At 69.2% G+C, this 12,192-nt stretch carries 12 protein-coding genes; 8 read left to right on the top strand and 4 right to left on the bottom strand.

Annotated features, from left to right (window positions below):
• Nucleotides 1-41: 41 nt before the first annotated feature.
• From E9232_RS18510 to E9232_RS18520, 3 genes are all read right to left on the bottom strand, one after another.
• A complete protein-coding gene (locus E9232_RS18510; RefSeq protein WP_309796195.1) occupies nt 42-440 on the bottom strand; it encodes a PAS domain-containing protein in 399 nt (132 codons plus the stop codon).
• Complete coding sequence (locus E9232_RS18515) at nt 437-1,411, bottom strand: threonine ammonia-lyase (RefSeq protein WP_309796196.1); 975 nt, start codon at nt 1,409-1,411, stop codon at nt 437-439. Before E9232_RS18515 ends, E9232_RS18510 begins: the two co-directional genes overlap by 4 nt.
• A gap of 216 nt (nt 1,412-1,627) precedes the next feature.
• Nucleotides 1,628-3,544, bottom strand: a complete 1,917-nt coding sequence (locus E9232_RS18520) for a lytic transglycosylase domain-containing protein (protein WP_309796198.1) — start codon at nt 3,542-3,544, stop codon at nt 1,628-1,630.
• 135 nt (nt 3,545-3,679) lie between these two features.
• Here E9232_RS18520 and dapA point away from each other — a divergent pair, with 135 nt between their 5' ends.
• Both dapA and smpB read left to right on the top strand, forming a co-directional pair.
• The gene (gene dapA / locus E9232_RS18525) at nt 3,680-4,555 is read left to right on the top strand and encodes a 4-hydroxy-tetrahydrodipicolinate synthase (RefSeq protein WP_309796199.1); all 876 of its coding nucleotides are present in this window, start codon (nt 3,680-3,682) and stop codon (nt 4,553-4,555) included.
• 20 nt (nt 4,556-4,575) lie between these two features.
• Nucleotides 4,576-5,046: an SsrA-binding protein SmpB gene (smpB, locus tag E9232_RS18530; protein WP_309796201.1), complete on the top strand. Its 471-nt coding sequence runs from the start codon at nt 4,576-4,578 to the stop codon at nt 5,044-5,046.
• 44 nt (nt 5,047-5,090) lie between these two features.
• On the opposite strand, the gene E9232_RS18535 is transcribed toward smpB, so the two are convergent.
• The gene (locus tag E9232_RS18535) at nt 5,091-5,723 is read right to left on the bottom strand and encodes a LabA-like NYN domain-containing protein (RefSeq protein ID WP_309796203.1); all 633 of its coding nucleotides are present in this window, start codon (nt 5,721-5,723) and stop codon (nt 5,091-5,093) included.
• A gap of 214 nt (nt 5,724-5,937) precedes the next feature.
• Here E9232_RS18535 and rpoZ point away from each other — a divergent pair, with 214 nt between their 5' ends.
• The 6 genes from rpoZ to recO all read left to right on the top strand — a co-directional run bounded on the left by rpoZ (nt 5,938) and on the right by recO (nt 12,192).
• Nucleotides 5,938-6,381: a DNA-directed RNA polymerase subunit omega gene (gene rpoZ, locus E9232_RS18540; protein WP_309796204.1), complete on the top strand. Its 444-nt coding sequence runs from the start codon at nt 5,938-5,940 to the stop codon at nt 6,379-6,381.
• A 201-nt stretch (nt 6,382-6,582) separates the two neighbouring features.
• The gene (locus tag E9232_RS18545) at nt 6,583-8,745 is read left to right on the top strand and encodes a RelA/SpoT family protein (RefSeq protein WP_309796206.1); all 2,163 of its coding nucleotides are present in this window, start codon (nt 6,583-6,585) and stop codon (nt 8,743-8,745) included.
• Between the two features lie 84 nt (nt 8,746-8,829).
• Nucleotides 8,830-9,603 (top strand): signal peptidase I, encoded by a 774-nt coding sequence (lepB, locus tag E9232_RS18550; RefSeq protein ID WP_309796209.1) that lies wholly within the window; start codon nt 8,830-8,832, stop codon nt 9,601-9,603.
• Nucleotides 9,555-10,316: a ribonuclease III gene (gene rnc / locus E9232_RS18555; RefSeq protein ID WP_309796210.1), complete on the top strand. Its 762-nt coding sequence runs from the start codon at nt 9,555-9,557 to the stop codon at nt 10,314-10,316. Before lepB ends, rnc begins: the two co-directional genes overlap by 49 nt.
• The gene (gene era / locus E9232_RS18560) at nt 10,313-11,215 is read left to right on the top strand and encodes a GTPase Era (protein WP_309796212.1); all 903 of its coding nucleotides are present in this window, start codon (nt 10,313-10,315) and stop codon (nt 11,213-11,215) included. The genes rnc and era overlap by 4 nt, the downstream gene beginning before the upstream one ends.
• Nucleotides 11,216-11,457: 242 nt before the next feature.
• Complete coding sequence (recO, locus tag E9232_RS18565) at nt 11,458-12,192, top strand: DNA repair protein RecO (protein WP_309796213.1); 735 nt, start codon at nt 11,458-11,460, stop codon at nt 12,190-12,192.

Below are 12,192 nucleotides of genomic sequence, written 5' to 3' on the forward strand. Positions count from 1 at the left end.
GCTTCGATGTGGCGGGACTGTGCCGCCGCTGAAGGATTCGATCAGGGCGCCGCCGGCGCCAGCCCGGCCAGCGCCGCGGCGATGCCGCCATCGTCGCCGGCCAGCGGGCACAGCAGAGCGGGGCGGCCGCCCAGCAGCGCCTCCACCGGACGGGCCGCGGCGATCATCTGGGCGATGGCAGCCTCGGAGCCGGGTCCGCCCAGCGGGGTTTCGGCCAGCGGGCGGTCGCCGGGATTGCCGCCGAGCGCCTCCTTCACCGCGGTGCCGGCCCACAGCACCAGCGGTGCCGGGCCGGCGAGGTCGAGCATCACCAGATGCGGCAGCATCGGCATGATCTCGACCGGGCTCAGCGCGTCGCGATGCGGCGGCCGGCCGCCGGCGGCGTGGCCGGTCCACCACGCCTCCAGCCGGTCGAAGAAGGCGGGCCGGCCCGAGGTCACAGCGTGGCGAGCGCGTCGCGGAACGTGGCGGCGTCGACATTGCCGCCGGAGCACACGATGACGACGCTGCGGATGTCGTCGGGGATCCGGTTCTCCAGCGTCGCCGCCAGGCCGACGGCGCCGCCGGGCTCCAGCACCAGCTTCAGCGTCTCGAAGGCGACGGCCATGGCGCGCAGCACCGCGTCGTCGGGGGCGGTGACGCCGCCGGCCAGGGTCTCGCGGGCGATCGGGAAGGTGATCTGCCCCGGGGTGGGGGATTGCAGCGCGTCGCAGATCGACCGGGCGCCGGGATCGTTGGTCACGCGCTCGCCGGCGGCCAGCGACCGCCGCATGTCGTCCAGCGCCTCGGGCTCGGCGGCATAGATCCGCACCCCCGGCATCCGCGCCCGGATGGCGATGGAGACGCCGGAGACCAGGCCGCCGCCGCTGCAGCTGGCCAACACCGCATCCGGGCGCACGCCCAGCTCGGCGCATTGCTCGGCGATCTCCAGCCCGATGGTGCCCTGGCCGGCGATGATGCCGGGGTCGTCATAGGGCCGCACCAGGGTGGCGCCGGTCTCGGCCACGATCTTCGCCGTCACCGCCTCGCGGTCCTCGCCGAAGCGGTCATAGGGCACCACCGTGGCGCCGTAGGATTCGGTGTTGCGCCGCTTGATCGCCGGGGCGTCGGCCGGCATCACGATGGTCGCCTTGATGCCGAACAGCCGGGCCGCCGCGGCCACGCCCTGGGCGTGGTTGCCGCTGGAGAAGGCGACCACGCCCTTGCCCCGGTCCGCCGCCGGGATCATCGCGATCCGGTTGTAGGCGCCGCGGAACTTGAACGACCCGGTGCGCTGCAGCGGCTCGGCCTTGATCAGCACCTCGCGCCCGGCGCGGGCGTCGAGCAGCGTCGACCGCAGCAGCGGGGTGCGGACGGCTTGGCCCTGCAGACGCCTGGCGGCGGCTTCGATGTCGGCGATCGAGACGGTCATGGTTATTTCTCAGATAGATGGCGGGTGATCTTGAACTGATGCTTGAATTTAAGCGGCGACTGGGGCGTCACCCTTTCCTGTCATGCCACGGCTTGACCGTGGCATCCAGGGGCGGCCAGAGCGGTTCTTGGTGGCCCCTGGATTGCCCGGTCAAGCCGGGCAATGACAGAAGAGGTGGGGCTGAGACCAGAGGCGGCGGGCGGGCGCTGTCGTCGATCACCGCAGCAGATCCGCTTCCAGCGACCCGGCCTTGGGAGGCTCGCCTAGTCGCAGACGATAGACCTGGGTGTTCTCCAGCACGCGCTGGACGTAGCTGCGCGTCTCCGGGAACGGGATGGATTCGATCCAGTCCACCACCTGCTCGGGCGATTTCGATGGCGTCGGCGCCCAGCCGTCGACCCGGTTGAAGCCGGCATTGTAGGCGGCGATGGCCCGCGGCCAGCTGCCGTTGTAGCGCTGCACCAGGTCGGCGAGGTAGCGGCTGCCGAGGCGGAGGTTGTGCACCGGGTCGTCGCTGAGCATGCCGGTGGTGTGGTCGACGCCCAGCGCCTGGGCGACGTCGCGCGCCGTGCCGGGGCGCAGCTGCATCAGCCCGATCGCCCCGGCGCCGGAGACCGCGGTGGCGTTGAACTCGCTCTCCTGCCGCGCCAACCCCAGCACCAGCGCCGGCGGCAGGCCGCTGAGGTCGTCCGGCATGTCCACCAGCGGATAGGCGGCGTCGATCAGCCAGACGCCGTCGCGGGCCAGCGCCTTGGCGGCGCGGACCGCGACGAAGGGGTGCTTCAGCGACAGCGCCAGGGTGGCCAGCAGCCGGTTTTTCTCCGGCGTGTCGGCATCGAGCATCAGCTTGCGCAGGAACAGGTCGGCGCGGTCGCCCTGGCCGACGGCGTCGAGCAGCCGGGCGGCGCGGACCAGGTCGTTGCCGTCATAGGCGGCCATGGCCTGCGCGTTCGGCGTCGCCGCCACCGGCAGCGCCGCGATGCTGGGCTGGTCCAGCTGGTCGGCGGCGAGCTGGCCGTAGAAGGTCAGGGACTGCTTAGCCGCCAGCCGGTACCACTCCGCCGCCTTCTGCTTGTCGCCGACGGCGGCATGGGCGCGCCCGGCCCAGTAGGCGCCGCGGGCCAGGCTGATCGGCATGCTGACATCGGCGTACAGCTTCTCGAAATGGCCGACGGCATCGGCCGGCTTGTCGAGGAAGCGCAGCGCCAGCCAGCCGGCGAGAAAATCCTTGTCGGCGCGGTCGACCGGGTCGCTCTGCTCCCGCGCCGTGACCAACTGGTAGGCCTGTCGGTAGGACTGCTCGTCGAACAGGCGGCGGGCGATGATGTGCCGCTCCAGCCACCAGGCCCGGGCATGGGTGGTGGTGCGCGGCTGGCTGCCCAGCAGCTCGATCGTCCCGGCTTCGTCGTCGTTGCGGCGGCGCCAGCGGGTGCGCTCGTACAGGATGCCCTCATCCTGCTGCAGCTTCGCCGGCAGGGCGCGGACGGCGGCCGAGGCGTCCGGCGTGCGCGTCATCAGCTTCAGCCGGGCATCGGCCAGCTGCCGCCGGTCGCCGCTGACGCGGGGCAGCATGCGGCGCGCCTCGTCGGCCCGCTCGGCCCAGATCAGCGCATCGAGGCGGGCCCAATGGTCGTCGGGTTCCAGCAGGCTGCCGAAGCTGGTCAGGAACTGGGTCTCCTGCTCGGCGGTCAGTGTCAGGCCGCGCCAGGTGTTGCGCACCCACAGCTGGGCGCGGATCGGGTCGACCGTGCGCAGCGCGGTGCCGAAATGCAGCGTACCCTCGGGGGTCAGCGGCGCGAAGGCGTCGAACCAGGCCACCACAGCGTCGGGCGGCAGCCCCTCCGGCATCGCCCGCTCGGCCCGGCGGCGCAGCGCCTGGACGTTGGGCCAATCCGGATTGCGGACGATGAAGGCGGCCAGCTCCTGGAAGCCGGCGGTGCTGTCGGCGCGCGACAGGTCGGCCCAGGTCGCCAGCCGGCCGACCAGGGTCGTGCCCATCTGGCCTTCGACCGTCCGCACCACGTCCCAGGCGTTGCGGTCGACGGCGGAGAACAGGGCCTGCGCCGCCTTGATCTCGGCCGGGGTGGCGGGCTGGGCGAAGGCAGGCGGGGCGAGGGCGAGAAGCAATGCCACGGCGGCTGCCACAGCTGTCCGCGCGGCGGCTTTTGTAGCCGTCCGCACGGCGGCGCTTTGCGCCGTCCGCTTGCCGCTGCGGGCGGCAGACGCTATGAACAAGCGTCTCCCACCCCAACGCCACTGGAAGCCCCCATGTTCAAGGGATCGTTCGTCGCCCTGATTACGCCCTTCACCGACCACGGGGTGGACGAAAAAGCGTTCCAGAAATTCGTCGAGTGGCAGATCGGCGAAGGCACCCAAGGCGTCGTGCCGTGCGGCACCACGGGGGAGTCCCCGACGCTGAGCCACCCCGAGCACGAGCGGGTGATCGAGCTGTGCGTCGAGGTCGCCCGCGGCCGCATCCCGGTCATCGCCGGCACCGGCTCGAACTCGACCGAAGAGGCGATCTCGCTGACCCGGCATGCCAAGAAGGCGGGCGCGGATGCCGCGCTGGTGGTCACGCCCTACTACAACAAGCCGACGCAGGAAGGTCTCTACCAGCATTACAAGGCCATCCATGACGCGGTCGATCTGCCGATCGTGATCTACAACATCCCGGGCCGCAGCGTGATCGACATGTCGATCGACACGATGGCCCGCCTGGCCGAACTGCCGGGGATCGTCGGGGTCAAGGATTCGACCGCCGACCTGGCGCGGCCGCTGGCCACCCGGGTTCAGATCGGTCCCGAGTTCTGCCAGCTTTCGGGCGAAGATGCCACTGCCACGGGATTCCTGGCGCAGGGCGGCCATGGCTGCATCTCGGTCACTGCCAACATCGCGCCGCGGTTGTGCGCCGAGATGCACAATGCCTGGGCGGAGGGCGACGTGAAGCGCATGGAGGCGGCCCGCGACCGGCTGGCGCCGCTGCACCGGGCGCTGTTCCTGGAGACCAGCCCCGGCCCGGTGAAATACGGTGCCAAGCTGCTCGGGCTGGGCGGCGACAAGGTCCGGCTGCCGCTGGTGGTGCCGGGCGAGGCGACGCGGACGGCCGTGCGCGAGGCCATGGCCTTCGCCGGCCTGATCAACTGAGCAAGGACATATAGAGGATCATGGCGCAGCCGAAAACCCCGGGCCGTGTGGTCGCCCAGAACCGGCGGGCGCGGCATGATTATTTCATCGACGAGAACGTCGAGGCCGGCATCGTGCTGGTCGGGACCGAGGTGAAGGCGTTGCGCGAGGGCCGCGGCAACCTGCAGGACGCCTATGCCGGCGAGATGCAGGGCGAGCTGTACCTGTTCAACGCCCACATCCCGGAATACGGGCCGGCCCAGCGCTTCAACCACGAGCTGAAACGGCCGCGCAAGCTGCTGGTGCGGCGGCGCGAGCGGGACAAGCTGCTGGGCAAGGTGAAGCGGGACGGGATGACGCTGATCCCGCTGTCGATCTATTTCAACGACCGCGGCATCGCGAAGATCGATCTCGGCCTCGCCCGCGGCAAGAAGGCGCATGACAAGCGCGAGACCATCAAGGCGCGGGACTGGCAGCGCGAGAAATCACGCGTCCTGCGCGACCGCGGCTAAGGCCGCAGGAGAGGGCCGGCTTCCTGGGAAGCCGGCCGCCTCGATCAGGCCGTACGGGCGTAGGCGCTGGCCTGGGGCGTCGCCTCGTCGCCATCGCCGTCTTCAGTCTCGGGCGCGGTCGCCGGTGCGGCCACGGTCCGGTTCGGCGCGTTCATCCGCTGGATGTGGGGCGACAGCTCCGCCAGCTCGACGAAATTGTCGGCCTGGCGGCGCAGCTCGTCCGACACCATCGGCGGGCTCGACTTGATGGTCGAGACCACGGTGACGCGCACCCCCTTGCGCTGGATCGCCTCGACCAACCGCTTGAAATCCCCGTCGCCGGAGAACAGCAGGATGTGGTCGGCGCGGTCTGCCATCTCCAGCGCGTCGATCGCGAGATCGATGTCGACATTGCCCTTGACGCGGCGTCGGCCCTGGCTGTCCGTGTACTCCCGCAACGGCTTGGTCACCATGCTGTAGCCGTTGTAATCCAGCCAGTCGATCAGCGGGCGGATCGGAGAATATTCCTGATCCTCGATCAAAGTCGTATAGTAGAAGGCCCGGATCAGGCGACCCTTCTTGGCGAAGAGGTCCAGCAGCCGCCGATAATCGATATCGAAACCCAGGGAGCGGGCGGCGCCATAGAGGTTGGCGCCATCGATGAATATAGCGAGACGTTCTTCCTTATAGAATATCATGTTCGTTCCTTCGGGCAGGGGACAGACGACAGATTTGGGTTCGCTACCGACTTTGCAAGGAGCGGTCAACGGTTTGCGACAAGGCTTGCGCATCCGTCGCATCTGCGCTACGTCGTCCGCCCTTCGGTATAACAAAGATGTGGCCCTTGCGTTGCATCCATCGTGTCACGATTCTATCGTTGTGACAGTTTTTCGCGTTAGGAGCGGCTAGCCCATGGCACGCGTCACCGTCGAGGATTGCGTCCTCAAGATCCCGAACCGGTTCGATCTGGTGCTGATGGCGGCCCAGCGGGCCCGCGACATCACCTCCGGCGCCGCCCTGACCCTCGACCGCGACGACGACAAGAACCCGGTCGTGGCGCTGCGCGAGATCGCCGACGAGACCGTGCCGCTGGAGAGCCTGAGCGAGGCCCTGGTCAAGGGCCACCAGAAGCTGGCGGAGATCGACGAGGCCGATGAGGAGATCATCGAGCTGATGGCCGGCGAGGAGGAGTGGCTCCAGGCCGGCGTCGCCCCGCAGCAGCCGGTGGCGGGCGTGGGCTCGGACGAGGAGTCGACCTTCGGCATCGAGGTCGCCGAGGACGAGACCGAGGCCGAGGAAACCGACGAGGACGGTCGCGGCGACCTGGAAATCGGCTCCACCGACGACGACATCTGATAGAGCGGAACGGCCCGGCATGGTGTCAGACCGCCTGTCGGGAGATCGTCGGATGCGGCATGACGGATCAGGCCGGACGCCCGCTGTGCGGGCGCCGGTCGAATTTGATCCACAACGCAGGGGATTGTGGTTCACTTTAGCCGGACGGGGGCAATCCGCCCGCCCGGGAGTGTCGTGCATGGATCGGTGGCGGGGCGTGGCATGATCCGCCAATACGAGCTGGTCGAGCGTGTCAAAGCCTACGATCCCTCGGCCGACGAGGACCTGATCAACCGCGCCTACGTCTATTCGATGAAGGCGCATGGCTCGCAGAAGCGGGCCTCGGGCGACCCTTACTTCGTGCACCCGATCGAGGTCGCCGGCATCCTGGCCGGCATGAAGCTCGACACCGGGTCGATCGTCACCGGCCTGCTGCACGACACGGTGGAAGACACCGGCGCGACCCTGACCGAACTCGAATCCCTGTTCGGCCGCGAGACGGCGCAGCTGGTCGACGGCGTCACCAAGCTGTCCAAGCTGGAACTGCAGAGCGACCAGTCGAAGCAGGCGGAGAATTTCCGCAAGCTGGTGCTGGCGATGTCGAAGGACATCCGCGTGCTGCTGGTCAAGCTGGCCGACCGGCTGCACAACATGCGCACCCTTGGCGCCTTCGCCGATGCCGAGAAGCGCCGCCGTATCGCCCGCGAGACGCTGGAGATCTACGCCCCGCTGGCCGAGCGCATCGGCATGCACGGCATGCAGGAGGAGCTGGAGGACCTGGCCTTCGCCCAGCTCCACGCCGATGCGCGCGAGAGCATCGTCCGCCGCCTGGCCCAGCTGCGCGAGGAGGGGCAGGACGTCGTCTCCAAGGTGCTGGCCGAACTGCGGCAGGGGCTGGAGGAGGGCGGGCTGAAGGCGACGGTGGTCGGCCGCGAGAAGCGCCCCTATTCGATCTGGCGCAAGATGCAGCGCAAGAACATGGCGTTCGAGCAGCTGGCCGACATCATGGCGTTCCGCATCGTGGTCGAGACCGAGGGCGACTGCTACCACGCGCTGGGCCTGATCCACAGCCGCTACGCCTCGCTGCCCGGCCGCTTCAAGGACTACATCTCGACGCCGAAGCCGAACGGCTACCGCTCGCTGCACACCGCGGTGATCGGCCCGATGCGCCAGCGCATCGAGGTCCAGATCCGCACCCGCGACATGCAGGAGATCGCGGAGCTCGGCGTCGCCGCGCACTGGGCCTACAAGCAGGACGAGCGCAACCAGGACGGCACCCAGTACCGCTGGCTGCGCGACCTGCTCGACATCGTCGACCAGGCGCAGAAGCCCGAGGAGTTCCTCGAGCACACCAAGCTGGCGCTGTTCCAGGACCAGGTGTTCTGCTTCACGCCCAAGGGCGCCGTGATCGCGCTGCCGCAGGGGGCGACGCCGGTCGACTTCGCCTATGCCGTGCACAGCCAGATCGGCGACACCTGCGTCGGCGCCCGGGTCAACGGGCGGATGGTGACGCTGCGCCACCTGCTGCAGAACGGCGACCAGGTCGAGATCATCACCTCGAAGACCTCGACGCCGTCGCCGGAATGGGAACGCTTCGTCGCCACCGGCAAGGCGCGGGCCTGCATCCGGCGCTTCATCCGCGCCCAGCAGCATGACGAGCACGCCAAGCTCGGCCGCTCGATGCTGCAGGGCGTGTTCCGGCAGGAGGGCTACGACTTCTCCGACAAGGCGCTGGAAGGCGTCCTGAAGATCTTCAAGGCGGGCCAGGTCGACGACATCCTGGCCAATGTCGGCGCCGGCGTGCTGGGCACCCGCGACGTGTTCAACGCCGTCTTCCCCGGCCACCGCGCCCTGGTGCAGCAGGAGAAGGAGAAGTCGGGCAAGGTCGTGCCGCTGAACCGGGCGCGCAAGACCGCCCCGGGCGGCAACGGCGCCATCCCGATCCGCGGCCTGATCCCGAACCTGGCGGTGCACTACGCCCGCTGCTGCCACCCGATCCCGGGCGACCGCATCGTCGGCATCGTCACCACCGGCAAGGGCGTGACCATCCACACCATCGACTGCGACACGCTGGAAAGCTTCTACAACGCGCCGGAGCGCTGGCTCGACGTCAGCTGGGACGCCGGCGCGGATGCGGCGGACGACCATGTCGGCCGGATCCAGGTGACGATCAGCAACGAGCCGGGCAGCCTGGGCACGCTGACCACCGTGATCGGCAAGAACGGCGGCAACATCACCAACCTCAAGATCACCAGCCGCTCGGTCGACTTCTTCGAGATCCTGATCGACATCGACGTCAAGGACGTCAAGCACCTCACCAACATCATCGCGGCGCTGCGCGCCATGCCGGTGATCAGCGCGGTCGATCGTGCGCGCAGCCGCTGAGCCCCCCATCGCGCACGGGCTGCGACCCCGTCGCCGCGGGTGCGCGATTGATTTCCCCCTGTCGCCGGACCATACAAGGGCGCCATGACCCAGAACCAAAAGACGATCGAGATGTCGAAGAAGAAAAGCGGCGGATGGCTCGAAACCATCCTGACCGTGGTCTATGCCATCGCGATTGCCTTCGGCATCCGCACGGTCGCCTTCGAGCCGTTCAATATCCCCTCCGGCTCGATGATCCCGACCCTGCTGGTCGGCGACTACCTCTTCGTCTCGAAGTTCTCCTACGGCTACAGCGCCCAGACCATCGCCTTCGGCCTGCCGCTGTTCGACGGCCGCATCCTGGGCAGCCCGCCCCAGCGCGGCGACGTCGCCGTGTTCCGCCTGCCGCGGGACACCTCGGTCGACTTCGTCAAGCGCGTGATCGGGCTGCCGGGCGACCACATCCAGGTCACCGGCGGGCGCCTCTACATCAACGGCCAGCTGACCGACCGCCGCGAGATCGAGCCCTACGCGTCGACCAACCAGTACGGCCAGCGCGAAGTCCTGCACCAGTACATCGAGACGTTGCCCGGAACCAATGGCGGCGCGCCGGTCGAGCACAAGATCCTCGAGAAGTACGACAACGGCCCGTCCGACAACACCCCGGAATACGTCGTGCCGGCCGACCACTATTTCATGATGGGCGACAACCGCGACAACAGCGACGACAGCCGCGGCATCGTCGGCTACGTTCCGGTGGAGAATTTCGTCGGTCGCGCCGAGATCCTCTGGTTCAGCCTCGACGACGCCAGCTTCTGGCAGGTCTGGAAATGGCCGTTCGCACTCCGCTTCAGCCGCATGTTCACGGGGATCCACTGACGATCGCCGAGACGCCCGAAACGACGCAGGAGGGCGCTGATCTCGACGCGCTCGCCGGGCGCCTCGGCCACGTCTTCCGCGATCCGCTGCTGCTGGCCGAGGCGCTGACCCATCCCAGCGTCAGCGGTCACAAGCGGCGCCTGGCGCGCCACGGCTACGAGCGGCTGGAGTTCCTCGGCGACCGGGTGCTGGGCCTGGTCATCGCGGAGTGGCTGCTGGAGCGGTTCCCGAAGGAGGACGAGGGCGGCATCGCCAAGCGCCACGTCGCCCTGGTGCGGCGCGAGGCGCTGTTCGAGGTCGCACAGGCGATCGGCCTCGGCCGCCACCTGACCCTGTCGCCGGGCGAAGACGTGGTCGGCCGCGAGAACCCGACCATCCTGGCCGATGCCTGTGAGGCCGTGATCGGCGCGCTGTACCGCGACGGCGGGCTGGCGGCCGCGGCCGGCTTCATCCGCGGCGCCTGGGACGGCTTCATCGGCCGCCACGCCCAGCCGCCGCAGGACCCCAAATCGGCGCTGCAGCAATGGGCGCTTGCCCGCGGCCTGAAGCTGCCGCGTTATGTCGAGGTGGCGCGCGGCGGCACCGACCACCAGCCGGTCTTCGAGATCAGGGTCGAAATCGAAGGCCAGCCCGCGGCCAGCGCCAGCGGATCATCGAAACGGGTGGCGGAGCGCGACGCGGCCGCCGCCCTACTGCAAAGGCTCTCCTCATGACCGAAGCGACGCGCTGCGGCTTCGTCGCCCTGATCGGCGCCCCGAATGCCGGGAAATCGACCCTGCTCAACACCCTGGTCGGCACCAAGGTGGCGATCGTCTCGCCCAAGGTGCAGACCACGCGCAGCCGGGTGCTCGGCATCCTGACCGAGGGCCAGGCCCAGGTCATCTTCGTCGACACCCCCGGCATCTTCAAGCCGAAGCGCCGCCTCGACCGCGCCATGGTCGCGGCCGCCTGGGCCGGCGCCGCCGAGGGCGACCTGGTGCTGCTGCTGGTCGACGCCTCGAAGAAAGGCGTGCGCGAGGAGACCCGCGGCATCATCGAGAAGCTGGCCCAGACCAAGCGCCAGGCGATCCTGATCCTGAACAAGATCGACGCGGTGCGGCGCGAGATCCTGCTGGCCCTGGCCGCGGAGCTCAACGCCTCGGGCGTCTTCACCGACACCTTCATGATCTCGGCCCTGACCGGCGACGGCGTCCAGGATCTCCGCACCTCCCTGGCCGAGCGCCTGCCGGAGGGGCCCTGGCTGTTCCCCGAAGACCAGGTCTCCGACATGCCGATGCGGCTGCTGGCCGCCGAGATCACCCGCGAGAAGCTGTTCATCCGCCTGCAGCAGGAGCTCCCCTACGCGGTCGCGGTCGAGACCGAGGATTGGGAGGAGCAGGCCGACGGCAGCGTCCGCATCGCCCAGGTGATCTACGTCCAGCGCCCGGGCCAGAAGGCGATCGTGCTCGGCCATGGCGGCCAGATGATCAAGGCCATCGGCACCGCCGCCCGGCTGGAGCTGGAGGAGATCACCGAGCAGCGGGTGCACCTCTCGCTGTTCGTCAAGGTGCGCGAGAACTGGCTCGACGATCCCGCCCGCTACAGCACCTGGGGCCTCGACTTTGATGCGTGAGGTGGCGTGGTCTGGATTTGGGCTATTCTTCCTTTGTCATTGCCCGGCTTGCCCTCGGATCAATTCCTAGGGGCGCAATCCAGGGGCCACGCTGAGCCGCTCTCGATGGCCCCTGGATCCTCGGGTCAAGCCCGAGGATGACAATAGAGTGGCGGCGCAGCCCCGAATGGTCCTGGGACGAGAACTGCCCTTCGTTCTCGTTTCGTGCTATACAGGCGGAATGACCGCAGACAGGGCATGACGTGGACTGGCGCGACGACGGCATCGTCCTGACCGTCCGCCCGCATGGCGAGACGGCGCTGATCACCGGGCTGCTGACCCGCGAGCACGGCCGCCATCTCGGCATCATCCACGGCCAGCGCCGCCGGGCCGGGCTGCCGCCGGGCACGCTGGTGGCGGCGCAGTGGCGCGGCCGGCTGGCCGACCATCTCGGCACCTTCACGCTGGAGGTCGACCGCACCCCGGCCGCGGCGATCATGGACGAGCCGCTGCGGCTCTTGGCCCTGGTCTCGGCCTGCGCCGTGCTCGACACCGCCCTGGCCGAGCGCCAGCCGCTGCCGGGCGTGTTCGACGGCACCCTGGCCTTCCTGGAGACCCTGCCGACGCCGCATTGGGATGCCGCCTATGTCCAGTGGGAGATCGGGCTGCTCGGCGCGCTGGGCTTCGGCCTCGACGTCTCGCGCTGCGCCGTGACCGGCGACAACGACCATCTCGCCTTCATCAGCCCGCGGACGGGCAGGGCGGTCTCGCTCTCCGCCGCCGCGCCCTACCGCGACCGCCTGCTGCCGCTGCCCGGATTCCTGACCGGGCGCGAGCCGGCGACGCCGAAATCCGTGGTCGAGGGGCTGGCCCTGGCCGGGCATTTCGTCGAGCGCCACCTGTTCGCCCAGGCCGGCAAGCCCCAGCCCGAGGCGCGGACGCGATTTGTCGAGGCGTACCGCCGAACTGCGCTTCGATCGGCCGCTGCGATCGGCTAG

This window comes from Inquilinus ginsengisoli (assembly GCF_031453975.1).
GTDB lineage: Bacteria > Pseudomonadota > Alphaproteobacteria > DSM-16000 > Inquilinaceae > Inquilinus > Inquilinus ginsengisoli_A.